Raw genomic sequence first — 23729 nt, forward strand, 5'->3', positions numbered from 1 at the left:
GGTGTCGGTGATCTCCGCTTCGATGCCCATGGCACGCACCCTGGCGCGTACCGCGTCATCCATCAAGTCGTTGCGTCCCGCGCAACGGGCATTGCACAGGATGCCGCACCCGGTCTACGCTCCGACGTCTGCGCCGGGTCGGCACCCGCCCGGCCGCCCGGCGTCCAGGAGAGCGGGGAAACCGTCGTGACCGCTGGTGACCACCACGCCGTCCCCGAAGTCGCCGCGGCCGACGCCCACGCGGCGGACCGGGCCGCTCCGGACCGGGCCGCTGCCGAGCCTCCCGCGGCCGGGGCCCGCGCCGCCGCCCGCTTCGACGTGGTGTGCCTCGGCGAGTCCATGGTCACCTTCGTCCCCGCCCGCCCCGGCCGCCTCGCCGACGTGCCGACCTTCCACCGGGCGATCGGCGGCGCCGAGTCCAACGTCGCCTGCGCGCTGGCCCGCTCAGGACACTCCGTGCGCTGGATCAGCCGGGTCGGCGCGGACGGCTTCGGCGACCACCTGGTCGACACGATCGCGGCGGCCGGGGTCGACGTCGGCGCCGTACAGCGCGACCCGCGCCGGCCCACCGGGGTGTACTTCCGTACGGCGGGGGAGCGGGCCACCTCGGTCGGCGACACCCACCCGGCCAAGGCCGAGGTCGTCTACTACCGCGGCGGCTCGGCCGCCTCGGCGCTGTCACCCGCGCTGGTCAGGCGGCGCGACGCCTGGTCCGGCCGGGTCCTCCACCTGACCGGCATCACCGCCGCCCTCTCGGCCACGTGCCACGCCCTGATGCGGCGCCTGACCCAGCGCGAGCCCGGCCGCCCGACGGTCTCCTACGACGTCAACTTCCGGCCCGCGCTGTGGCACGACGGCGATCCCGGGCGGCTCGCCGAACTCGCCCGCGGCTGCGACCTGGTCTTCGTCGGCGAGGACGAGGCCGAGGCGGCCTGGGGGCTCCCGGACGCCGACGCGATCCGGGCCGCCCTGCCCGAACCCGCCGTCCTCGTCGTCAAACAGGGCGCGCTCGGCGCCACCGCCTTCACCGGCACCGAACGCCTGCACATACCCGCGCCGCGGGTCGACGTCGTCTCCCACGTCGGCGCGGGCGACGCCTTCGCGGCCGGCTTCCTGTCCGCCGCCCTGCGCGGGCTGCCGCTGCGGGACCGGCTGCGCCACGGCCATCTGCTGGCCGCCGCCGCGCTCGCCGTCCCCGCCGACCACGCGGCGCCGCCCCGCCGGTCGCACGCCGACGCGCTCACCGCGCTGGACGACGAGCGGTGGGAGAGCCTGCGGCTCGGCCCCGGCTGGACGGAAACGGAGGGGCCGCGATGAGCCAGAGCGTCGACCGCGCACTGAGCATCCTGCCGCTGCTCGCCGAGGGCCCGGCCGGCCTCGAACAGGTCGCCACCCGGCTGGACGTGCACAAGTCGACCGCACTCCGGCTGCTGCGGACCCTGCACGAGCACGGCCTGGTCTACCGGCAGCAGGACCAGCGCTACCGGCTCGGCGCCCGGCTGTTCGCGCTGGCGCACCAGGCCATCGAGGAACTCGACGTACGCGGCATCGCCCACCCGCATCTGGCCGCGCTCAACGAACGGACCGGTCACACGGTCCACTTGGCGGTCTACGAGCAGGGCGAGGTGGTCTACATCGACAAGGTGGAGAGCCGCTACCCGGTCCGGATGTACTCCCGGATCGGCCGCCCGGTGGCCATCACGGTCGCCGCCGTCGCCAAACTGCTCCTCGCCGACCTGCCGGAACCCGAACGGCGGGCGGTGGCGGAAGGCCTGGAGTACCCGCGCTACACCTCCCGGTCGACGCCGGACGCCGCCGCCTTCCTCGCCGAGCTGGCCCGGGTGCGCGAGCAGGGCTGGGCCACCGACCTCGGCGGGCACGAGGAGTCCATCAACTGCCTCGGCGCGGTGCTGCGCGGCCCGGACGGCCGGGCCCGCGCCGCGATGTCCGTCTCCGCGCCCAACGTGGTCGTCTCGGCCGAGGAGTTGCTGCGGCTGCGGCCCCAGCTGCTCAAGGCGGCCGAGGCGATCAGCGCGGAGCTGTCCGGCGCGGCGCCCTCGCCGCCGCCGCACACCGGCACCGCCCACCTCCCCGGCACCGCCCACCTCCCCGGCACCGCCCACCTCCCCGGCACCGCCCACCTCCCCGTACCGAGCACGTAACCCGTGCCGAGCGCTCAACACCGCCCGAGCACGGCAACTCGCCCCGAGCACAAGGAACATCCCGTATGAGCGAGCCCAAGACCGCCGTCGTCCCGCCCACCCACGCCACCCCGCCCGCGAAGTTCTCGCACGGGGTGCGCAAGGGCAACATCCTCCAGGTGGCCGGGCAGGTCGGCTTTCTGCCCGCCGTGGTGGGGGAGCCGCCGACCCCGGCCGGTCCCACGCTGCGCGAACAGACCCTGCAGACGCTCGCCAATGTCCGGTCGGTGCTGGAGACCGGCGGCGCGACCTGGGAGGACGTGGTGATGATCCGCGTCTACCTCACCGACACCGGTCACTTCGCGGAGTTCAACGAGATCTACAACGCGTACTTCGCGAGCCTGCTGGAGGCGCCGGCCGCCAGGACCACCGTGTATGTGGGCCTGCCCGCCGGGCTGTTGGTCGAGATCGACGCGCTGGCCGTGCTGGGCTGAACCGCCGAGCCCCGTGCCGCCGGTCGGAGGACCGGCGGCACGGGGCTCGCTGTGCGGAGTGCCGACTACGGAGCGCCGACTACGACATCGAGTGGACGTGGCCGCCCACACTGCTGGACCAGGTGTTGCCGTTCTTCGCGTCCCAGTTGGTCGACCAGGTCATGGCGCCGCGGATCGTGGGCCAGGTGGTGCTGGGCTTGAAGTGGCCGCACCCGGTGCCCTTGGCGAGGCAGTCCAGCGCGTTGTTGACCACGCTCGGGTCGACATAGCCGGAGCCGGCCGCACTGGTGGACGCCGGGGTGCCGATACCGATCTGGGCCGGTGAGAGACCCGCCTGGATCGCCGTGCAGGCCAGCGTGGTGATGAAGTCCACCGTGCCCTGGCTGTAGACGCCGCCGTCACAGCCGTTCATCGAACCGCTGTTGTAGTACTGGGTGTTGACGATGGTCAGGATGTCCTTGACCTTCAGCGCGGTGGCCAGGTAGTCGCTGCCAGCGGAGAGCATGTCGATGGTCTGCGGGGCCATCGTGATGATCAGCGACGAGCCGGCCTTGGCGCTCAGCGCCCGCAGCGCCTGCGGCATGTAGGTGGAGTCGATGCCGTTCTCCAGGTCGATGTCGACCCCGTTGAAGCCGTAGGTCTGCATCAGCGAGTAGGCGCTGTTGGCGAAGTTGGTGGCCGAGGCGGAGTCCCGGATCGAGATGGTGCCGTTCTGGCCGCCGACCGAGATGATGACCTTCTTGCCGGCCGCCTGCTTGGCCGCGATGTCCGCCTTGAACTGGGCCACGCTGTAGCCGAGCGTCGGGTCGAGGGTGAAGGAGACCGCGCCGGGCGTGGTGGTCGCGTCCGCGAAGGCCACCGCGATGATGTCGTACTGGCTCTGCACCTGGGCGATGGTCTGGACCGTCGCGCCGTTGTTGAAGTTCTGCCAGTAGCCGGTGACCACGTGCTTGGGCAGGTTGCCGGGCGGCGGGGTGACCGGAGTGGTCGGCGGGGTGGTCGGGGGTGTCGTCGGCGGGGTGGTGGGGGGTGTGGTCGGGGGCTTGGTCGTGGTCGGCGGCGTGGTCGGGTTGCCTGCCGGGCCGGAGAGGCTGAGGTCGTCGGCGTAGTAGGTGGGCTGGCCGTACCAGCCGTGGGTGTAGACCGTCACCGCGTGGGTGCTCGCGCCGGTGGTGAAGCTGACGCTCAACTGCTGGAAGCCGGAGGTGCCCGGGGTCCAGGTCGACGGGTCGGTGGTGCCGGTGCCGGTGGCACCGATGTAGACGTACGAGCCCCGCACCCACGCGCTCAGCGTGTACTGCGAGTTGGGCTGGACGCTGACCGTCTGCGTGCACTGTCCGGTGTCGCTGCTGGAGGGCGCCGCCTTCAGCGCGGAGGCGCCGGAGTGCACCGGGCTGGAGACGGTGGAGCCGCTGCCCGCGGTACAGCTCCAGTTGGAAAGGCCGCTCTCGAAGCCGGGGTTGGCGATCAGATTGGTGGTCGCGGCGCTGGCGGCGCCGACATCGACGAGGACTGCGCCGGTGCCGATGACGGCGGCGGCGCTCACCGCGGCCAGGGTGCGCTGAAGCACGGTCGATCTCTGCTTGGCGCGCACGGTCCCGTCCTGATTCATGGGTGTTGCACGTTCCACGACTGCCTCCTGGGGGCAAGGAGTTGGGGGGTGGTGGGAGTGCGGGGTGCTGACAGGTGCTGACAGGTGTTGACAGGTGTTGACAGGTGTTGACAGGTGCTGCAAAGAAGGTGAAAAACGCTGCGAACACAGGTGACACCTATTAGGGAGAAAGCTGGTCCAGACCAATCCGGTTGTCAAGACCTCTGGTGGCCACCTGTCGTTCACCGATCCCGATCCGCAACTTTCCGCACCCATGCCGCTACACATCGATAAGCTGACGACCGCGAATCGCCAGGTAAAACCGGACTCGGCGGGACGACCCACGGATCGTCCCCGCACCGGGTCCAGGGCCGGCGCCGAACGGAGAAGGGGAGGTTCCGGATGCCGAGCGTCATCACCGTCACCAAGGACGACCTGGAACTCCCGCTGGAGGACCAGGTGATGCGCACCTCGGCCGCCCTCGACGCGCACGGCCACATCGTCGCGCTCGCCCCGGCCGACCCCGCTGAACCGGCCCGCCGCCGGATGCACACCGTACGGTCCGCCCTGGAGGCCGACCGGATCGCCATCGTGCCGATCTCGCTGCCGCCGCTGGCCGTCACCCTGCTGGCCGAGCAGTTACGGCAACTGGCCGGCACCGACCTCGGCCCCGGCGTGCTGGCCGGCGCCGCCCGGCTGCTCTCGTACTATCTGCACTCCGGCGCGCTGCTCGGCTCGATCACCAAACTCGACCGGGTGCCGGTCGGTGTCGCCAGCCACGTCAAATCCCTCGTCCCCGGCAAGCACTTCGCGGTCATGGCCCACCCCGAGCCCTATCTCGCCGAGGCCGACCCCGACCATCTGCCGCCGGGGCCCGGCTACCAGACCCAGCTCGCGCTGGCCGGCTCCGGCGTCGACGCCGGCTGGATCACCGGACCGCTCGCCGCCGCCTGGCACACCCAGCACCTGCGGGAGATCCCGCTGCCCGCCGACTCCGCCGCCTGGTGGGGCACGTCGCGGCTGGTCGAGTTCACCGCGTACATCGCCGACGTCGGCATGCTCTACCAACTGGTCACCTCGGTACGGCGCGACACCTGCACCTGGTGCGGCCTCGAAGTCATCGGCGATCAGTGCCTGTTCTGCGCCACCCGGCTCGGCGAACGCGCCACCCCGCCCAAGCACGCCGCCGTCACCACCGGTCAGGGGCGGGCGGTCGAGGCCCCGCGCCGCCCGCAACTCGAACCCCACAAGCGATAGGTCCACCCGCACATGAACTCACGTCAGCGCCGTGGTGTCGTCCTCCTGGTGATCTCCGTGCTCTGCGCGGTGGCCGCCTTCGCCGGGGTGCTCGCCGTCGTCGGCAACGCGCGCTCGCAGGTCGGATCGAAAGTCACCGCGTACGAACTGACCGCGAACATACCGGCGTACGCCTCGCTCGGCGCCTCCGACGTGCGCCGGATATCGGTGCCGAAGCGCTGGCTGCCCGACACCGCGATCCGTGATCTCGGCGACCTCCAGGGGAAGATCGCCGCCGTGTCGCTCACCAAGGGGTCGCTGCTCCAGTCCGACATGATGGCCCCCCGGCCCGAACTCCAGGCCGGCCAGATGGAACTCGCCATCATGATCGACGCGGAGACCGGCGTGGCCGGCAAGATCACGCCGGGCGCGCGGGTGGACCTCTTCGCCACCTTCAAGGGCCGCCGGGACCAGGACCCGGACATCTCCAAGCTCATGGTGGCCAACGCCGAGGTCATCGACGTCGGTGAGATCAAGGCGTTCGACAAGAACACCGACCCCGAGCGGCTCTCCACCCAAGGCGTGCCGATCACCTTCGCGCTCGACGTCAAGGACGCCCAGCGCATCGCCTACTCCGAGTCGTTCGCCGAACACGTCCGGCTCGCCCTCGTCGCCCCCGGCGACACCGGCACGCCGGCCCAGAGCGACCGCACCTACACCCTGAGCGGCGACGCCACCACCGGGAGCGCGCAATGAGCGTACGCATCCTCGCCGCCACCGGCGACCCCGACGCCGCCCGGGCGCTGCTCGGACTGCTCGGCCAACTCCCGGGCGTGGAGCCCGCACCCGCCGTCGGCGACTCCACCTCGCTGCTCGACGTCCTCGGCCGCGCCGCCGAGACCAGCCTCGACGACCTGCCGGAGGTCGTCGTCCTGCACGACGCGATCGGGCCGATGCCCGCGCTCGACCTGATCCGGGACGTCGCCCTGCGCTTCCCGGCCGTCGGGGTCGTCCTGCTCACCGCCGACCCGAGCCCCGGCATGCTGGCCGCCGCGATGAACTCCGGCGCCCGCGGTGTCATCGGACTGCCGCTGGCCTACGACGACTTGGGCGCCCGGGTGGAAGCCGCCGCCAACTGGGCGGTCGGCGTGCGGCGGCACCTCAGCGGCAACCGGGCCCCGCTGCCCGCGGTGGCCGGCGGCGTCCTCGTCGCGGTCGCCGGCGCCAAGGGCGGGGTCGGCACCACCGTCGCCGCCATCCAACTCGCCCTCGCCGCCCACGCGTCCGGCCGCTCCACCGCCCTGGTCGACCTCGACCTCCAGGGCGGTGACGTCGCCTCCTACCTGGACGTGCAGTTCCGCCGCTCGATGGCCGATCTCGCCGACATCGCCGATGTCTCCTCGCGGGTGCTGAACGACGCGATGTACGTCCACGAGTCTGGGCCCGCGCTGCTGCTCGCGCCGGCCGACGGCGAACGCGGCGAGGACGTCACCGACCGTTCCGCCCGGCTGGTGCTCGCCGCGCTCCGGCAGCGCTACGAAGTGGTCGTGGTCGACTGCGGCACCCAGGTGACCAGCGCGAACGCCGTCGCCGTGGAGACCGCCGACACCGCTGTCCTGGTCACCACCCCCGATGTCATCGCGGTCCGCGCCGCCAAGCGGATGGTGCGGATGTGGGACCGGCTCCAGATCCGCAAACCGCAGGACACCACCACCGTCGTCAACCGCCACACCCGGAGCAGCGAGATCCAGCCCTCGCTGATCGGCCGGATCACCGGCACCAGGATCGCCTCCTCGGTCATCCCGGCCGCCTTCCGGGAGTTGCAGGGCGTCATCGACGCCGGACGGCTCCAGGACCTCGACAGCAAGTCCACCGTCAAGGCCGGTATCTGGGCGCTGGCCGGGGAGTTGGGGCTCATCACCGGGGCCGCGCCGGCCATCGCCCGCGGCCGGCGGCAGCGCCGCGGCGACCGCGGCCAAGTCACCCTGGAAACCCTCGGGATGACCCCGCTCATCCTGATCACCCTGATCCTCGTCTGGCAGGCCGTGCTGGCCGGCTACACCTTCACCCTGGCCGGCAACGCCGCCGACGAGGCGGCCCGGGCCGCCGCCGTCGGCCAGGACGCCCGCGCCGCCGCGACCCGCGACATCCCCGGCGCGTGGAACGTGGCCGAGTTCTCGGCCGGTCCCACCGGCGACGGACAGGTCGACGCGACCGTCGGCCTCAAGGTCCCGGTGCTCTTCCCCGGGGCGATCGACTTCCCGCTGACCGTCCACGGCCACGCCCGTACCGTCGACGAGGAGCCGAACCGATGATCACGGCGCGGACGGCGCGGACGGCGCGGACGGTGCGGACGGCGCGGACGGCGCGGACGGTGCGGGCCGTGAGGGCCGTGAGGGCACCGCGGACGCCGAGGACGGCGCGGACCGTGCGGGCCGTGCGGGCGGGGCAGAAGGAGGCGCGGCTGCCGGGCCGGCGGGAGCGGGGTGTCGCGTCGCTCGAATATCTCGGCATGGTGCCGTTTCTGCTGCTCATCGCGCTGGCCGGCATCCAGCTCGGGATCGTCGCCTACTGTGCGGAGCAGGCCGGCACGGCCGCGCGGACCGCCGCGCGCACCGCCGCCCAGGCACACCCCGAACTCGACCCGGCGACGGCGGGGCAGGACGCGGTCAGCGGCTGGGTGAACCCCGCGATCAGCTTCTCCGGCGGCGGCGCCGACAGCGTCACCGTCTCCGCCCGCGTCCGGGTGCCCTCGGTGCTGCCCGGGTTCAGCCTCGTCGACCCGATAACGCGCTCCGCGACGATGCCGAGGGAGGACACGACACCATGAGCCTGCGTGCCCGCATCACCGTCGAAGAGGCCACCCCGCAGACCCAGGAAAGCCACCTGGTCGCCGTCTACCGGGGCAAGCTGCTCCAGGAGATCGACCTCGCCGAGATGTCCGCGCTGGCCGCCGCCGAGCGCCGCGCCCGGCTCGAACGCGTCCTCGGCCACATCATCAGCCGCGAAGGCCCGGTCCTCTCCACCGCCGAACGCGCCGCGCTCATCCGCCGGGTGGTGGACGAGGCGCTCGGCCTCGGCATCCTCGAACCGCTGCTCGAAGACCCGTCCGTCACCGAGATCATGGTCAACGGCCCGGACAAGATCTACGTCGAACGCGGCGGCCGCGTCGAGCAGGTCGCGGCCCGCTTCTCCTCCGCCGAGCAGCTCCTCCAGACCATCGAACGCATCGTCTCCACCGTCAACCGCCGGGTGGACGAGTCCAATCCGATGGTCGACGCCCGGCTCCCGTCCGGCGAGCGCGTCAACGTCATCATCCCGCCGCTCTCCCTGACCGGGCCGACCCTCACCATCCGCCGCTTCCCACGCGCCTACACCCTCCAGGAACTCATCGGCCTGGGCACCCTGGACGAGCACATGCTGCTCCTGCTCTCCTCGTTCGTCCGGGCCAAGTGCAACATCATCGTCAGCGGCGGCACCGGCTCCGGCAAGACCACCCTGCTCAACGCCCTGTCCGGGCTGATCCCCGACGGCGAGCGGATCATCACCGTCGAGGACGCCGCCGAACTCCAGCTCCAGCAGGAGCACGTGATCCGGCTCGAGTCCCGGCCGCCGAACGTCGAGGGCGAGGGCCGGGTCACCATCCGCGACCTGGTCCGCAACTCGCTGCGGATGCGGCCCGACCGGATCATCGTCGGCGAGGTCCGCGGCGGCGAGACCCTCGACATGCTCCAGGCGATGTCCACCGGCCACGACGGCTCGCTGGCCACCGTGCACGCCAACTCGGCCGAGGACGCGGTGCTCCGGCTCCAGACGCTGGCCTCCATGAGCGAGGTGAAGATCCCCTTCGAGGCGCTCCGGGACCAGATCAACTCGGCGGTGGACGTCATCGTCCAACTGAACCGGCACATCGACGGCACCCGGCGGGTCGGCGAGATCGCCGTCCTGTCCTCGCGCGGCCGGTCCTCCTTCCTGCTCGCCTCGGCCTCCCGCTTCCGCGCCGAACCGCTCGGCGTCGACCGCATCGTGCGCGGCTGGTACGAACACCGGCCGGTGCCACGGGAGATCGGCGAGCGGCTCTATCTGGCGGGCGAGCACGTGCCGGCCGCGTTCGGGATCGGCGCCAGTGAACTGGAACTCGACAGCCGGGAGGCGAAATGAGGTGCCTCGCGGCGGCGGCCGTGGGTGAGCGGGTGCCGGTGGGGGTGCCCGTGCCGGTGCCGGTGCGGGTGCCTGTGCCTGGGCCCGTGCCGGTGTCGGTGGGGGCGCCCGGGCCTTGGCCGGTGCGGGCGACGGTCGGGATCCCGGCCGCGCGCACGGACCCGGGGTATCTGCCGGGCGGCCACGCCCGGTTGGCGGCGCCTGCCTTCGCCTCCGGTCCCTACCCGCTGCTGGTGCTGCTGCTCGCCACCGTCGCGCTGGTGCTCGGCGTCTGGGGGCTGAACGCCTGGCGGGGCGGCCGGGCCGACCGCGCCGCGCTCGTCGAACGCCTCGCCGGCGGCGCGGGAAAGGCCGCGCAGCGCGCCGCCTTCTCCGGCCTCGACCGGCGGGTGCGCGGCTACGCCTGGGGCCGCCGGCTCGAAACGCAACTCGCCGCGACCGGGACGGCCTTGACTCCGGGGCAGTTCACCGCCGCGTTCATCGCGACGGTCGCCGCCGCATGGCTGCTGGCGGCCATGGTGCTGGCCCCCTTCTTCGGCCCGATCGCCGCGCTGCTGGCCGGCTGGACCGCGTACTCCTTCCTGTCCTGGCGCCGCCGGGTCCGTACCGAACTCTTCATCGCCCAACTCCCCGACCTGGCCAGGGTGCTGGCCAACGCCACCCAGGCCGGCCTCGCGCTGCGCACCGCCGTCTCGATGGCCGCCGACGAGCTGGACGCCCCGGCCGGTGAGGAACTGCGGCAGGTCGCCGACGCGATGGCGGTCGGCCACTCGGTGGAGGACGCCCTCGCCGAGCTGCAACAGCGACTTCCCAGCCGGGAGTTGATCGTGCTGGTGTCCACCCTCGTGCTGTCCAGCCGGGCCGGCGGCTCGGTGGTGGAGTCGCTGCGCAACCTCACCGTCACGCTGGAGGAGCGCAAGGAGACCCGGCGGGAGGTCCGTACCCAGATGTCCCAGGTCACCGTGACCGCCTACGCCGTCCCGGTGATCGGCATCGGCGCGCTGTTGCTGCTGGACCGCATCATCCCGGGCTCGCTCGGCTCGCTGACCGGCTCCAACATCGGCCGGATCTGCGTGCTGATCTCGCTCAGCCTGTACGTGATCGGGTTCTTGCTGATCCGCCGGATGTCCCGGATCGACGTGTGAGGAGGCGGCGATGAACCTGATCGGAGCCGGGCTCGCGCTGGTGGTCGCCGCCTGCGCGGTCGGTGTGGTGTACGCGGTCGCGCTGTTGCGGGCCGACGTCAAACTCCCCGACGACCTGGCGCTCGCCCTCGAAGTCGGCCGGACCCGGACCACCCGCACCGGCAACGCGATCGACCGGCTCGGCATCCGCTGGGCGCCGATGGTGCTGCGGATGATGGGGCCGGCCCGGATCTCCCGGATCCGGGCCAGAATCGACCACGCGGGGCATCCGTACGGTCTCACCGTCGAGCGGTACGCCGCCCGGCGCGCGGTCTACGGAGCGGTCGGCGGCCTCGGCGGGCTGGTCCTGCTCACCCGGGGGAGCTGGCTGCTCGCGCTGCTCGTGCTCGCCTACGGCTGGTGGTGGGCCGACGTCATCATCTGGCTGGCGCTGCGGCGGCGCCGCGACGACATCGAGCGGACGCTGCCGGACTTCCTCGACGTGCTCGCGGTGGTGGTCAGCGCGGGGCTCGGTTTCCGGCAGGCGCTGGAACGGGTCAACGCGGTCTACAAAGGCCCCTGGTCGGACGAGGTCCGGGTGGCGCTGCGTCAGATGGACGTCGGCGTCAGCCGCCGGGACGCCTTCGACCAGCTGCGCAAGCGGAACAACAGTGAGCAGGTGGCGCAGTTCGTCTCCGCCCTCCAGCAGGGCGAGGAGCTCGGCGCCCCGATCGCCCGCACCCTCCTCCAGATCGCCCAGGACATGCGCCGCGCCGAGGCCCAAAACGCCCGCCGCCGCGCAGCCCGCGCGGTCCCAAGGGCAACGGGCGTGATCACCACGCTGCTGGTCCCGGCAACGATGATCCTCCTGATCTCGGGGACGATCCTTGGGTCGCAGACCAACTTCGGCGATCTCTTCGGGAATGGGTGATTAGGGTGCCGCGGGGTGGACTTGGGCGTCATGCTGGCGGGGGCTGTGATTCCGGTAGAAGCAGCAGGATTTCAGCCGGTCACGGACCAACCGGGTGCGGATGAGGAGGAGTTGAGTTACCTTTGCATTCGCAACCATATTTGCACCTGCAATGAAGCTCTGCGAACCCGCACTACGACCAGCGAGAGGCGGTGCGCCGTGTCCATCTCCCCCGTTGAGCTGCGCACGGCCGCCCAACGCAATAGCCAGGTGACAAAGGATGGGGCGAACAATCATGAACAGGTGGCTAGTCCGGCGCTTCGTCCGGATCCGCACACGGATGGCCGGTCTCGGCCGCGACCGCGGCCAGACCGGGATCGAGTATCTCGGCATCGCCGTCGTGATCGCGGTGATCATCGGGGTGCTGGCGACTACGGACATCGGCAATGCCATCCGTACCGGCATTCTGGACAAGATCGCCGATATCGTCGGAGCCTGATCGGCGGACTCGCGGAGGACTCGGGGCAGACGGTGGGTATCTACATCGTCGCCATCTCGGCACTTTTCTTCCTTGCCTTCGCCTACTTTGCAGTTGGCCAGGCGGCGGTGAACCGGAACGGCAGTCAGACCGCTGCCGACGCCGCCGCACTGGCCGCGGCCCGCGAAGCGCGTGATGAGATGAAGGCCCCCTTTCTGGCGGCCCTCACGGCCGGGGACATCGATGATCTCGGGCGGCTTCTCCTGGGTGACGGTGTGGGTGACGCCGGTCCCTGCGCGGCGGCTGCGGACTATGCGAATCTCAATCATGCGACGAGGGGGCTGTGTAATCGTGTCGGAAATCCGCTGGGCTACGCGGTCACGGTGATCAACCAGCGCAGCGTCGGCAATTCGGTGATCAGTGGCACCGACGCCATGCACGCCTCAGCCCATGCCACGGCGGTGGTCGAGGCACGCTGTGGTGTGCTCGGCAAGGACGGGGACGCGATTCACTTCTCCTGCATTGGTGAGCCGGATGTGGACATCGATCCGACCGATGACGGTTTCACTTTGGACCTGTCGATGTTCTATTCGGTCCATCTGACGAGTTGACCCAAGATCACGCATGGAGGAGCGGAAATCGATGAGAAGCTGGCGTGCGGTGGTAGCGGGAACCCTTGCGGTTGTCGCCGCTGTGACCGTGACGGGTTGCGGTGGGGGCAAATCAGACGACAAACCGCCCGCGGTGTCCTCGGCCTCCGCGTCGGCTGCCGCACCGGACCCGGGTACGCCCAGCGTTTCAGCCACTGAGGCGCCGGTCTTGGCGCAACTCAAGGGCGAAAAGGACATGGTCGTCACGATCAACTCGGCAGTCCGTGACAGTGGTGGGTTTGTCACCGTAGAGGGAGTGATCACCAACGAAGGCGAATCGATCTTCAACGCTTCCTCCTGGTCCGGCGAGGAGTTGGCCGTGCAGAAGTCAGGCGCTTCCGTCGCGGGGGCGGTGCTGATCGACGAGGCGGGTAAGAAGAGGTACTACGTCCTACGGGACACCGATGGGAAGTGCCTCTGCACCATGGGACTCATCCTCATCAAGCCCAAGGAAGTACGCCCCTTCTTCGCGCAGTTCCCCTCCCCCCCCGCCGCCACCACCGAGGTGGAGTTCGAGCTGCCCACCATGCCGCCCGCAAAAATCACGCTTTCTGAGGGGTGAGGAACGAGTGAAGCGCGCCGCTTCCAGCACCGCCGCCTCGGTGACGGTCACCGCCCTGCTCGCTGTGCTGTTCGCCGCCGGGGTGGTGAACGGGTCGGTGGCGGTGGCGGACGACAATCCGCCGCCGAGTGCGGGGGAGAGCACGCCGGCCCCGCCGGTGGAGATCGACCCGACCTCGCCGGGGCTGAAGCTGCCGGCCGGCGCCACGCTGGCGCCGGCCAAGGTGCTGGACATCGTCTCGGTCACCGACCAGAGCAGGGTCGCGGCGAGCCAGCCCGAGCAGCGGCAGGAGACCTCGAACTCGATCGTGACCTACGCCCTCCAGGCCGAGGTCGTCTTCGGGAAGGACAGCGCCAAGCTCGCGCCGGCCGCGACCGGCCGGATCCAGGCGATCGCCAACGACATCAAGGCACGCCACGTCTCCTCACCCATTCGGGTCTTCGGCTTCACCGACAATCTGGGCAGCGCCGAGCACGGGGACGTGCTGTCCAAGGAGCGGGCGGACGCCGTGTACCAAATTCTGGCAACGGAACTGGACGGCCTGGGTGACGCGTCCCACACCTTTCAGGTTCGCGGCTACGGCGAGGACTATCCGATCGCCGACAACTCCACCGAAAGCGGGCGGCAGCAGAACCGACGCGTGGAGATCACTTTCACGCCACCTGCCGCGTAACGACCTGAGCACGGGCTCGGACGCGGTACGGTGTAACTCCCCCCCTCGGGCCGGTTCGCTCTCCCCCCCTGCGAGCCGGCCCGTTTTCTCTTGTCCGGGCCCGGCCCATATCCGGCCCATATCTCGGCCCGCCCGCACTCCGCATGGCTTCCCCCGCCGCGGACCGGGCCGCCCGTACATTGCCGCCATGGCCAGAAAACACGAGTCAGCCGCCCGTGGCGCGGCCGTGCTGACCGCCCTGCTCGCCGCGGGATGCGCGGTCGGCCAGGGCTCGCCGGACGGGTGGCGGTATCTGCGGTCCGGGCAGGCGGCGGTGGCCTACCCGAAGACCTGGCGGCAGACGGCGAACGGAGCCGCACTGCGCGGCCCGCACGGCCGTACGGACGCGGCTCTCACCGTGGAAGCGGCCCCGGCCGCGCCCGGCGGCTCCCCCAACCGGGCCCCGGCGCCCCGAGCCGCCGCCGAGGGGCCGGCCCCGGAAGCCGTGCCCGCCGGAGCCCGCGCGTCAACGCTGATCCTCGACGGCCACCGCGCCCGGGTCTACGACTACGCCCGCCCCGCCCCCGACGGCCGGCCCGCCGCCTACGCCGAGGTGCGCGTACCGGGCCGGGACGGCCGCCCGCTGCTGATCCGCGCCTGGGCGGTGGACGGCACGGTCCGCGACCCGGCGGTGCTCAGGGAGATCGTCAACAGCGTCGAGTTCTCGGCCGAGCGGCTGCCCTGACCTGCGGCAGCGAACCAGCGGCGGCAAGCCAGCGGCGGCGGACCGGCCCGGCGGACCGGCGCAGGCAGAGACACCCGGCACCCGCCCAGGCACCGGCACCAGCCACTAACCCCCCGCCTCAAAAATCGAGCCGCACCCCCCGCCGGATCCCCCACCCCGCCATCGCGCCCGCCTCCGACTCCAGGACGTGGCGGGCCCGCAGCCGCGGCCGGCCGAGGCGGCCGGGAGGCATCGTACGGACGGACAGCACCCGCAGCCGCCGGTCCAGATACGCCACGTCGATCGCGAACCGCATCCGGAAGGTGTGCACGCTCGCGGCCGGCGTCAGCAGCAGCGCGCCCTCGATGCCGTCCTGCCCCAACAGCCCCCGGGTACGGGCGCGGTACGAGGCCGCGATCCGCAGCCGCACCTCCGCCTCCGGGGTCCGCAGAGTGCCCTCGCCGTCCTGCCGGCGTCGCCGCATGTCCCCTCCGAGGTCGCGCTGTTGCCGGGCCGGAAAGCCAACTCGGCCCCGGCGGGCCCGTGTACGGTCGGCCGGTGCATGTCTATCTGATCGCGGTCGCCGCCGTCTGGGGAATGGCCGGCGGGTCGTTGCTGCCCCGGGCCGCGTACCGGCTGGCCGTGCCGGCCGAGGAGCCGTGGGCGGGGACCTGCCCGTCAGGGCACCCGGTGCGGGGCTGGCTGGGTCCGGCCCGCTGCGGGGCGCCGGGGTGCCCGACCCCGCGGTACGGCCTCGGCCCCGGCGCCGCGATCGGCTGCGGGCTGGCGAGCGCGGGGGTGGCGTGGGCGGTCGGTGCGCACCCCGAGGTCGCGGTCTGGCTGGTCCTGATACCGGTCGGGCTGCTGCTCGCCCGGGTGGATCTCACCGTCTTCCGGCTGCCCGACGTGCTGACGCTGCCCGCGCTCGGCGGTACGGCGGCGCTGCTCGGGGTGGCCGCGCTGCTGCCGTCCCACCAGGGGTCCTGGCTCCGCGCGCTGTGCGCGGGGGCGGTGGTGGGGGCGGTCTACTTCCTGCTCTTCTTCATCAATCCGGCCGGCATGGGCTTCGGCGACGTCAAACTCGCCCCCACCCTCGGACTGGCCCTCGGCTGGTACGGCTGGCCGGCCGTCTTCACCGGTACGTTCGCGGGGTTCGCGCTGGGCGCGGTGACCGGCCTCGTGCTCATCGCCGCCCGCCGCGCCAACCGCAAGACGCCGATCCCGTTCGGCCCGTTCATGCTGCTCGGCGCCTTGGGCGCGCTGCTGCTGGCCGGCTGACACCGGCGGGCCCCGCCGACAAGCGCGACAAGCGGCGGGGCCCCGCCCCGGGAAAACCCGGACCTCAAGCCCCGGGAGAACCCGGACCTCAAGGAGGGGCCCCGCGGCCCGGCGGATCAGCGCCCGGTCACGACCAGAGCTTGACCCCGGCCGGCTCCAGAGCGTGCTCGTCGATCGCGGCCAGTTCCTCCGCGGTGAGCGGCGCCGCGCCGAGCGCCGCGACATTGGTCTCCAGCTGGGCGACCGAGGACGCGCCGATGAGCGCCGAGGTGACCCGCGGGTCGCGCAGCACCCAGCTCAGCGCGAGCTGGGCCAGCGACTGGCCGCGGCCCGCGGCGATGTCGTTGAGGGCGCGCAGCCGGGCGATCGTCTCGTCGTTGACCAGCGACGGGTTGAGGGACTTGCCCTGCGCGGCCCGGGAGTCCTCCGGGATGCCGCCGAGGTAACGGTCGGTCAGCAGGCCCTGGGCGAGCGGCACGAAACCGATGCAGCCCATGCCCTCCTCTTCCAGCACATCGAGCAGGCCCTCGTCCTCGATCCAGCGGTTGATCATCGAGTACGACGGCTGGTGGATCAGCGCCGGTACGCCGAGCTCGCGCAGGATGCGGGCGGCCTCACGGGTGCGGTCGGGGCCGTAGGAGGAGACGCCGACGTAGAGGGCCTTGCCCTGCTGGACCGCGGAGGCCAGCGCCCCCATCGTCTCCTCAAGGGGAGTGTCCGGGTCGAAGCGGTGCGAGTAGAAGATGTCGACGTAGTCCAGGCCCATCCGGGACAGCGACTGGTCCAGCGAGGCGAGCACGTACTTGCGGGAGCCCCACTCGCCGTACGGCCCGGGCCACATGTCGTAGCCCGCCTTGGTGGAGATGACCAGCTCGTCCCGGTAGGGGCGGAAGTCCTGGGCGAAGAGGGTGCCGAAGTTGGCCTCGGCGGCGCCGTAGGGCGGCCCGTAGTTGTTGGCCAGGTCGAAGTGCGTGACTCCGAGGTCGAAGGCGCGCCGCAGGATGGCCCGCTGCGAGTCCAGCGTGCGGTCGTCGCCGAAGTTGTGCCAGAGCCCGAGGGAGATGGCCGGCAGTTTGAGGCCGCTGCGGCCGGTGCGGCGGTACTCCATCGAGTCGTAGCGCTCGTCGGAGGCGCGGTAGAGGTTGCGGATATTCACCGGCACTGCTTATCACGAGAGGTTGAACCGCTTACCTTCGGATATCGCCGGTCAGCGCCGCCGCCTCCTCTTCATCCGGCCCGGGCCTCCCCGGGCCTCCCCGGGCCCGCTTGCCCCCCATACCCCCAGCCGTCCCGTCCCTCCCATGGCCTCGGCCGGTTCGTGCCCGCGCCACTTCCCGCAGTACTGTGGCCGCCGGGCGTCGAAGTGCAGGAGGGGCTGGTACGCGATGAGTCTGCGCGACCTGGTGTACGGGCTGTACTCCCGCCGAGTGGAACGCCGGCTCGACATCTCGCAGGCGCCCAAGCACATCGGTGTGATCCTGGACGGCAACCGGCGCTGGGCCAAGGCGGCCGGCGGCACCACCGAGCAGGGCCACCGGGCCGGGGCCGACAAGATCGCCGAGATGCTCGGTTGGTGCGAGGAGACCGGCGTCGAGGTGGTCACCTTGTGGCTGCTCTCCACCGACAACCTGGACCGGTCGGCCGACGAGCTGGTGCCGCTGCTCGGCATCATCGAGGACGCGGTGACCGAACTGGCGGTCAGCGGCCGCTGGAAGGTCAACCACGTCGGCACCATGGACCTGCTGCCGGCCCACACCCAGCATGTGCTCAAGGAAGCCGAGCAGGCCACCCAGGGCGCGACCGGGATCCTGGTGAACGTCGCGGTCGGTTACGGCGGCCGGCAGGAGATCGCCGACGCCGTACGGTCGCTGCTGCACGAGCACGCCGGGCGCGGCACCACCATCGAGAACCTCGCCGAGATCCTGGACGTCGAGCACATCGCCGAGCACCTCTACACCCGCGGCCAGCCCGACCCGGACCTGGTGATCCGCACCTCGGGCGAGCAGCGGCTGTCCGGCTTCATGCTCTGGCAGAGTGCCCATTCGGAGTACTACTTCTGCGAGGTCTTCTGGCCCGCGTTCCGGAAGGTGGACTTCCTCCGGGCCCTGCGTGACTATGCGGCCCGGCACCGCCGCTACGGATCGTAGTCGAGCGCAACCGGCCGGCAGTCGGACAAAAAGGGCTGGTGGGTCGCCTGCCTGCGGAGTTACGGTGGCCGCAGAGCTCGCCGCAGTGCGATGAGCGCCCGATGGCCGGTCGATGACCGTCGGACCTCTGTCATATGCATCCGCATGGCGGTCGGCTTTCCAGGGCATATCACTGGCAGAGACCGGCATCCGGACCTTGGCTGCCGGACCGCAAGACTCACCTCTCCCGAGGGGGTTCGTCCACACGTGGTGACCAGCAAAAACCGCCGTGATCACGACCGGCGCACGTACGTACTCGACACCAGCGTGCTGCTTGCAGACCCCAATGCCCTGACCCGCTTCGACGAGCACGAGGTCGTGCTGCCCGTCGTCGTGGTGACGGAGTTGGAGGCCAAGCGCAACCACCCGGAACTGGGCTACTTCGCCCGGCAGGCGCTGCGCCTGCTGGACGAGTTCCGGATCCGGTACGGCCGGCTCGACGCGCCGATCCCCATCGGCGACATCGGCGGCACGCTTCGTGTCGAGCTCAACCACTCGGACCCCGGGGTGCTCCCCGCGGGATTCCGGCTCGGTGACAACGACTCGCGCATCCTGGCGGTCGCCCGCAATCTCCAGGCCGAGGGGTACGACGTCACGGTCGTCTCCAAGGACCTGCCGCTGCGGGTGAAGGCTTCCTCGGTCGGTCTGCTGGCCGAGGAGTACCGCGCCGAGCTCGCGATCACTTCGGGCTGGACCGGAATGGAGGAGTTGCAGGTCTCCGCGGAGGACGTGGACGCGCTCTTCGCGCAGGAGACCATCGTGCTGCCCGAGGCGACGGATCTCCCGGTGCACACCGGTCTGGTGCTCCAGTCCGACCGGGGCAAGGCGCTGGGGCGGGTCACCGCCGACGGCCGGGTCAGGCTGGTCAGGGGCGACCGCGAGGCGTTCGGCATCCACGGCCGCAGCGCCGAGCAGCGGATCGCGCTCGATCTGCTGCTCGACCCGGACGTCGGTATCGTCTCGATGGGCGGCCGGGCCGGCACCGGCAAGTCCGCGCTGGCCCTGTGCGCCGGTCTTGAGGCGGTCCTGGAGCGCCGCCAGCACCGCAAGGTGATGGTGTTCCGCCCGCTGTACGCGGTGGGCGGCCAGGAGCTCGGCTATCTGCCGGGCACCGAGGCCGAGAAGATGAGCCCGTGGGCCCAGGCGGTCTTCGACACCCTGTCCGCGGTCACCACCAAGGACGTCATAGAGGAGGTCGTGGCCCGCGGCATGCTCGAAGTGCTGCCGCTCACCCACATCAGGGGCCGCTCGCTGCACGACGCCTTCGTGATCGTGGACGAGGCGCAGTCGCTGGAACGCAATGTGCTGCTGACCGTGCTGTCCCGGATCGGCTCCGGTTCGCGGGTGGTGCTCACCCACGACGTGGCCCAGCGGGACAACCTCCGGGTCGGGCGGTACGACGGCGTGGTGGCGGTGGTGGAGAAGCTGAAGGGTCATCCGCTGTTCGCCCATGTGACGCTCAACCGTTCCGAGCGGTCGCCGATCGCCGCGCTCGTCACCGAGATGCTGGAGGAGGGCGCCGAGGGCGGTGTCTGATCCCGGAGCGGGATGTCCCGATCCGTCCGGGAATCGGATGATGTGAAGCTGCTGCGTCCTCCGCGGAGGACGCAGCAGCTTAGCGTCCGGCGGTTGCGCGGGCCTGGATATTCCTTCATTCGCGGCGTGTGAACTTTGCCACTCAACCGGAAATTGCCGCGCGGCGTCCGGGTACGGCATGGTGTGAGGCTGTCAGGCCCCGCTTATGGCAGTCCTACCTCCTTACGGGGGTGGGATCAGCACGACCCAGACAAGTCCACACAGACCGCCATAAGCCGCCCGAGCACCATGCGGGTCCCGCACGGGACTTCGCACCGGGCCAGTACCCCCGTGACCGACCGGCCCTTGCGGGCGGACCGGAGCCAGGGGGCGAGCGCCAGGGGCACGATTGCGTCCGTGCGGTCACCACGCGGACGCTGCCGGAAGGAAACCGTGTGAGCCCGATCTCGGTACGGGGCCTCGCGGTGGCATCCGCCACCGCCGTCACCACCGTGGGCGCCGTTGTCGGCGTCGCGTCAGGTGCTGAGAAGGCCGCCGCCCCTGAGCCCGTCGAGGCGGCAGGTACCACCACGCTGCTGGCGGACCTGCCCGCCGGACAGCAGGTCCAGCAGGCCTCGCTGACCGAGCAGGTCCAGGCGCAGTCCGACGCCGCCGACGCGACAGCGCGGCAGTACGCCGAACAGGCGGCCCGCATGCAGGCGGCGCACGACGCGTCGGCGAAGAAGGCGGCCGCGGACAAGGCGGCCAAGGAGAAGCTGGCGAAGGAGTCGGCCGGCGATGCCAGCGCCTCCTTCCCGATCCAGGCCACGTACACGATCGCGCAGGTCAAGGCGATGGCCCAGCAGATCGTGGGCAGCGCCCAGTTCATGTGCTTCTCCAACATCGTCTCCCACGAGAGCGGTTGGGACTACACCGCGACCAACCCCTCCTCCGGTGCCTACGGCCTGGTGCAGTCCAACCCGGGCTACAAGATGGCCTCGGTGGCCGCCGACTGGCGGACCAATCCGTCCACCCAGATCAGGTGGGGCCTGAACTACATGAACAGCCGCTACGGCAGCCCGTGCGGCGCGTGGGACTACTGGCAGGTCCACAGCAACTACTGACGTGGGCCCGGCGGTTCCGTGCCTCCCGCTTGATCCCCCCGACCGGAGCAACCCAGGTCCCGGGTAACGTCGTCCTCACAACCGGGACACAGCGACCGACCGTGCCGCCACTGGCGGTGCCATCGGCGGTCGAGGGGGGCAGGGGGAGAACAGGATGCCGGAAAAGCGCCATTGGAGTTCCGCGCTCGCCGCCGGGCTCGCCGGTCTGGCCGGCAAGATCGAGGAGCGGCACGCCGCCGTCTCGGCGCGCGACGCGGATCCCCGGCAGACGGCCGGCCCTGAACCCATGACCGCCCCGGTGGACGCCGCCGGGGCGGGCGCCGTCGTCGCGCCGCAGGAGCAACCGCGCGCGGTGGCCGGCAAGAAGCCCCCCGTCCCCGCCCAGCGGGCGGCCGGCCGTTCGTCGGTCGACGCGGTCGAGGTGGTGCCGTGGAGCATGCGGGTCGCCGCCGAACTCGGCTGGCGGCTGCTGGTGCTGGCCGGCACGGTCTGGGTGCTGATGCGGGTGATCGGCGCGGTCCAGCTCGTGGTGCTCGCCTTCATCGCCGCCCTGCTGATCACCGCGCTGCTGCAACCCTTCGTCGCCCGGCTGAAGCGGACCGGCGTCCCCCGGGGACTGGCCACCGCCATCGTCTTCATCGGCGGCTTCATCGTGATGGGCCTGCTCGGCTGGTTCATGGTGTGGCAGGTGATGGCCAACATCGACAATCTGTCCGGCAGCCTCCAGGACGGTGTGGCGGAAGGCAAGAAGTGGCTGCTCAACAGCCCCTTCCATGTGACCGAGGATCAGATCAACCAGATCGCCAAGAACCTCAGTGACGCCATCGGCTCCAACACCCAGGAACTCACCGACGCCGGCCTCCAGGGCGTCACCGTCATCGTCGAGTTGCTGACCGGCATGCTGCTGGCGATGTTCAGCACGCTGTTCCTCCTCTACGACGGACCCAACATCTGGAACTGGGTGCTCAGGCTCTTCCCCGAGTCCGCCAGGGAGGGGCTGGCCGGCGCGGGGCCCCGGGCCTGGCACACCCTCACCCTCTATGTGCGCGGCACCGTGCTGGTCGCGCTGATCGACGCCATCTTCATCGGGGTCGGCATCTTCTTCCTCGGCGTGCCGATGGCGGTGCCGCTGGCCGTCGTCATCTTCCTGGCGTCCTTCGTGCCGCTGGTGGGCGCGGTCGCCTCAGGGGCGATCGCGGTGATCGTCGCGCTGGTCACGCAGGGCCCGTTCACCGCGCTGATGGTGCTGGTGGTGGTGCTCGCGGTGCAGCAGATCGAGGGCCACATCCTCCAGCCGTTCATCCTCGGCCGGGCGGTACGGGTCCACCCGCTGGCGGTGGTGCTGTCCGTCGCGGCCGGTTCGCTGGTGGCCGGGATCGGCGGCGCGGTGTCCGCGGTGCCGCTGGTCGCGGTCGGCAATACGGTGGTCGGCTATCTGCGGGCGCACTCCCGGGAACTGGCCGCCGCCCGGGAGGCGGCGGAGCTGGCACCGGCCGCGCCGGCCGGTGCGGCGGGGGCCGAACGGCCCGCCGAGGCCGGGCAGACGGGCGCCGGGGGCGCGGCCTTGAGCGCCGCGGACCCGGCGGACACGCCGGAGAACGCCGCGGAGCCGGAGAACGCGGCAGAGCCCGGGAAGGCCGCGGCGCCGGAGAAGGCTGGGAACCCCGGGAAGGGCGCCACCGAGGACGAGGGCATGCGCACCCCCATCCTCTGAAGCCGCCTCAGACGCCCGCGCCCTCGCCCGCCAGGACCGCGCCGTCCGCCACGGCGGCCTCCCCGGCCGCGGCGAGCACCGCCTCCGCCTCCAGCGTGGTCGCCACCGCCTGCACCACGGCCGCGATCCGGAACGCCTCCTGTACGGCCTCGCGCGGCATCCCGGCCGACCGCAGCACGCGCTCATGGCTGTCCAGGCACTGCCCGCAGCCGTTCACCGCCGAGACCGCGAGCGACCACAGCTCGAAGTCGCTCTTGTCCACGCCCGGATCGGCCAGCACGTTCATCCGCAAGCCCGCGCGCAGGGTGCCGTACGCCGGATCGGAGAGCAGATGGCGGGCGCGGTAGAAGACGTTGTTCATCGCCATCACGGCGGCGGCCGCCTTGGCCGCGGTGTACGCCTCGGGCGACAGCCGCTGCCGCGCCTCCGGCTCCAGCCCGGTCAGCACCAGCGGGGAGCGTACGGCGATGGCGGCGGCCAGCACGGTGCCCCAGAGCTGCTGCTCGGACAGATCCGCCTGGCCGAGCACCGAGCCGAGGTTGAGCCGCAGATCCTTGGCGTAGTCGGGCAGCGCGTCCTTCAGCGCGTCCAGTGACATGGGCGGTTCACGCCCCCGCGAGCAGCGCGGCCGGGTCGAGGGTGCGCTCGCCCTTGTTCCAGTTGCACGGGCACAGCTCGTCGGTCTGCAACGCGTCGAGCACCCGCAGCACCTCTTTGGGATTGCGGCCCACCGAGCCGGCCGTGACCATCGAGAACTGGATCTCGTTGGCCGGGTCCACGATGAACACCGCGCGCTGCGCCGAACCGTCGGCGCTCTCCACCCCGCAGCCGCGCATCAGTTCGTGCCGTGCGTCGGCGAGCATCGGGAAGGGCAGGTCCCGCAGGTCCTGGTGGTCCTTGCGCCAGGCGTGGTGGACGTACTCCGAGTCGCCGGAGACACCGAGGATCCGGGCGTCCCGGTCGGCGAAGTCGCCGGCCAGCCGGCCGAAGGCGGCGATCTCGGTGGGACAGACGAAGGTGAAGTCCTTGGGCCAGAAGAAGACCACCGTCCAGCCCTTGGCGAAGTCCGCGGCGCGGAACTCCCTGATCTCCAGCTTGTCGTCCGACGGGCCGGTCACGCCCATCAGCTTCCACGCGGGGAACTGGTCACCGACTGACAGCACGTGCGTTCTCCTTTGCGGCGGGGATG

The 23729-nt window shown here is 71.4% G+C and carries 25 protein-coding genes; 20 read left to right on the forward strand and 5 right to left on the reverse strand.

All coding sequences use genetic code 11. The features are described from left to right. Positions 1 to 318: 318 nt before the first annotated feature. The 3 genes from OG519_RS22440 (at position 319) to OG519_RS22450 (ending at position 2635) form a co-directional block, all read left to right on the forward strand. Positions 319 to 1317, forward strand: coding sequence for a sugar kinase (locus tag OG519_RS22440; RefSeq protein WP_405592909.1), 999 nt, complete (start codon positions 319 to 321; stop codon positions 1315 to 1317). Beyond that, positions 1314 to 2162, forward strand: coding sequence for an IclR family transcriptional regulator (locus OG519_RS22445; protein WP_405586823.1), 849 nt, complete (start codon positions 1314 to 1316; stop codon positions 2160 to 2162). Before OG519_RS22440 ends, OG519_RS22445 begins: the two co-directional genes overlap by 4 nt. Positions 2163 to 2227: 65 nt before the next feature. Next, the gene (locus OG519_RS22450) at positions 2228 to 2635 is read left to right on the forward strand and encodes a RidA family protein (protein ID WP_405586826.1); all 408 of its coding nucleotides are present in this window, start codon (positions 2228 to 2230) and stop codon (positions 2633 to 2635) included. A gap of 79 nt (positions 2636 to 2714) precedes the next feature. Here the strand turns inward: OG519_RS22450 and OG519_RS22455 are convergent, their stop codons facing one another. Continuing rightward, the gene (locus OG519_RS22455) at positions 2715 to 4247 is read right to left on the reverse strand and encodes a chitinase (protein WP_405592911.1); all 1533 of its coding nucleotides are present in this window, start codon (positions 4245 to 4247) and stop codon (positions 2715 to 2717) included. A gap of 381 nt (positions 4248 to 4628) precedes the next feature. On the opposite strand from OG519_RS22455, the gene OG519_RS22460 reads away from it, so the two are divergent. The 12 genes from OG519_RS22460 to OG519_RS22515 all read left to right on the forward strand — a co-directional run bounded on the left by OG519_RS22460 (position 4629) and on the right by OG519_RS22515 (position 14744). Further along, positions 4629 to 5483, forward strand: a complete 855-nt coding sequence (locus tag OG519_RS22460) for a hypothetical protein (protein WP_405586829.1) — start codon at positions 4629 to 4631, stop codon at positions 5481 to 5483. 12 nt (positions 5484 to 5495) lie between these two features. Then, positions 5496 to 6218, forward strand: a complete 723-nt coding sequence (gene cpaB, locus OG519_RS22465; protein WP_405586832.1) for a Flp pilus assembly protein CpaB — start codon at positions 5496 to 5498, stop codon at positions 6216 to 6218. Further along, positions 6215 to 7777, forward strand: coding sequence for a CpaE family protein (locus OG519_RS22470; protein WP_405586835.1), 1563 nt, complete (start codon positions 6215 to 6217; stop codon positions 7775 to 7777). The genes cpaB and OG519_RS22470 overlap by 4 nt, the downstream gene beginning before the upstream one ends. Positions 7778 to 7890: 113 nt before the next feature. After that, the gene (locus OG519_RS22475; protein ID WP_405586837.1) at positions 7891 to 8292 is read left to right on the forward strand and encodes a TadE/TadG family type IV pilus assembly protein; all 402 of its coding nucleotides are present in this window, start codon (positions 7891 to 7893) and stop codon (positions 8290 to 8292) included. Then, positions 8289 to 9623, forward strand: coding sequence for a CpaF family protein (locus OG519_RS22480; RefSeq protein ID WP_405586839.1), 1335 nt, complete (start codon positions 8289 to 8291; stop codon positions 9621 to 9623). The genes OG519_RS22475 and OG519_RS22480 overlap by 4 nt, the downstream gene beginning before the upstream one ends. After that, positions 9620 to 10768 carry a type II secretion system F family protein gene (locus OG519_RS22485; RefSeq protein ID WP_405586842.1) on the forward strand — a complete coding sequence of 383 codons (1149 nt, stop codon included), beginning with the start codon at positions 9620 to 9622 and terminating at the stop codon, positions 10766 to 10768. Before OG519_RS22480 ends, OG519_RS22485 begins: the two co-directional genes overlap by 4 nt. A 10-nt stretch (positions 10769 to 10778) precedes the next feature. Next, positions 10779 to 11678: a DUF5936 domain-containing protein gene (locus OG519_RS22490; RefSeq protein WP_405586845.1), complete on the forward strand. Its 900-nt coding sequence runs from the start codon at positions 10779 to 10781 to the stop codon at positions 11676 to 11678. Between the two features lie 274 nt (positions 11679 to 11952). Then, positions 11953 to 12156, forward strand: coding sequence for a hypothetical protein (locus OG519_RS22495; protein ID WP_405586847.1), 204 nt, complete (start codon positions 11953 to 11955; stop codon positions 12154 to 12156). Positions 12157 to 12188: 32 nt separating this feature from the next. Beyond that, positions 12189 to 12746, forward strand: coding sequence for a pilus assembly protein TadG-related protein (locus OG519_RS22500; protein WP_405586850.1), 558 nt, complete (start codon positions 12189 to 12191; stop codon positions 12744 to 12746). Between the two features lie 13 nt (positions 12747 to 12759). After that, positions 12760 to 13347, forward strand: coding sequence for a hypothetical protein (locus tag OG519_RS22505; protein WP_405586853.1), 588 nt, complete (start codon positions 12760 to 12762; stop codon positions 13345 to 13347). A gap of 7 nt (positions 13348 to 13354) precedes the next feature. Continuing rightward, the gene (locus OG519_RS22510) at positions 13355 to 14020 is read left to right on the forward strand and encodes an OmpA family protein (protein WP_405586855.1); all 666 of its coding nucleotides are present in this window, start codon (positions 13355 to 13357) and stop codon (positions 14018 to 14020) included. Positions 14021 to 14207: 187 nt separating this feature from the next. After that, positions 14208 to 14744, forward strand: coding sequence for a hypothetical protein (locus OG519_RS22515; RefSeq protein WP_405586857.1), 537 nt, complete (start codon positions 14208 to 14210; stop codon positions 14742 to 14744). 118 nt (positions 14745 to 14862) lie between these two features. Here the strand turns inward: OG519_RS22515 and OG519_RS22520 are convergent, their stop codons facing one another. Continuing rightward, the gene (locus OG519_RS22520; RefSeq protein WP_405586860.1) at positions 14863 to 15207 is read right to left on the reverse strand and encodes a DUF192 domain-containing protein; all 345 of its coding nucleotides are present in this window, start codon (positions 15205 to 15207) and stop codon (positions 14863 to 14865) included. Between the two features lie 74 nt (positions 15208 to 15281). Here OG519_RS22520 and OG519_RS22525 point away from each other — a divergent pair, with 74 nt between their 5' ends. Then, positions 15282 to 16001: a prepilin peptidase gene (locus OG519_RS22525; RefSeq protein WP_405586863.1), complete on the forward strand. Its 720-nt coding sequence runs from the start codon at positions 15282 to 15284 to the stop codon at positions 15999 to 16001. A 127-nt stretch (positions 16002 to 16128) separates the two neighbouring features. Here OG519_RS22525 and mgrA read toward each other — a convergent pair whose 3' ends face one another. Continuing rightward, on the reverse strand, positions 16129 to 17157 hold the full coding sequence (gene mgrA / locus OG519_RS22530; RefSeq protein WP_405586866.1) for an L-glyceraldehyde 3-phosphate reductase: 1029 nt from the start codon (positions 17155 to 17157) through the stop codon (positions 16129 to 16131). 229 nt (positions 17158 to 17386) lie between these two features. On the opposite strand from mgrA, the gene OG519_RS22535 reads away from it, so the two are divergent. The 4 genes from OG519_RS22535 to OG519_RS22550 all read left to right on the forward strand — a co-directional run bounded on the left by OG519_RS22535 (position 17387) and on the right by OG519_RS22550 (position 22540). Continuing rightward, positions 17387 to 18148 carry an isoprenyl transferase gene (locus OG519_RS22535; RefSeq protein WP_405586869.1) on the forward strand — a complete coding sequence of 254 codons (762 nt, stop codon included), beginning with the start codon at positions 17387 to 17389 and terminating at the stop codon, positions 18146 to 18148. A gap of 246 nt (positions 18149 to 18394) precedes the next feature. Beyond that, positions 18395 to 19723, forward strand: a complete 1329-nt coding sequence (locus OG519_RS22540) for a PhoH family protein (protein WP_405586872.1) — start codon at positions 18395 to 18397, stop codon at positions 19721 to 19723. 434 nt (positions 19724 to 20157) lie between these two features. After that, complete coding sequence (locus tag OG519_RS22545; protein WP_405586873.1) at positions 20158 to 20826, forward strand: transglycosylase SLT domain-containing protein; 669 nt, start codon at positions 20158 to 20160, stop codon at positions 20824 to 20826. A 154-nt stretch (positions 20827 to 20980) separates the two neighbouring features. Beyond that, the gene (locus OG519_RS22550) at positions 20981 to 22540 is read left to right on the forward strand and encodes an AI-2E family transporter (protein ID WP_405586876.1); all 1560 of its coding nucleotides are present in this window, start codon (positions 20981 to 20983) and stop codon (positions 22538 to 22540) included. A gap of 7 nt (positions 22541 to 22547) precedes the next feature. Here the strand turns inward: OG519_RS22550 and OG519_RS22555 are convergent, their stop codons facing one another. Both OG519_RS22555 and OG519_RS22560 read right to left on the reverse strand, forming a co-directional pair. Continuing rightward, a complete protein-coding gene (locus OG519_RS22555) occupies positions 22548 to 23138 on the reverse strand; it encodes a carboxymuconolactone decarboxylase family protein (protein WP_405586879.1) in 591 nt (196 codons plus the stop codon). A 7-nt stretch (positions 23139 to 23145) separates the two neighbouring features. Further along, entirely contained in the window at positions 23146 to 23703 is a 558-nt protein-coding gene (locus OG519_RS22560) for a peroxiredoxin (RefSeq protein WP_405586882.1), read from the reverse strand. Between the last annotated feature and the right edge of the window lie 26 nt (positions 23704 to 23729).

This window comes from Streptomyces sp. NBC_01190 (assembly GCF_045039895.1).
Taxonomy (GTDB): domain Bacteria; phylum Actinomycetota; class Actinomycetes; order Streptomycetales; family Streptomycetaceae; genus Actinacidiphila.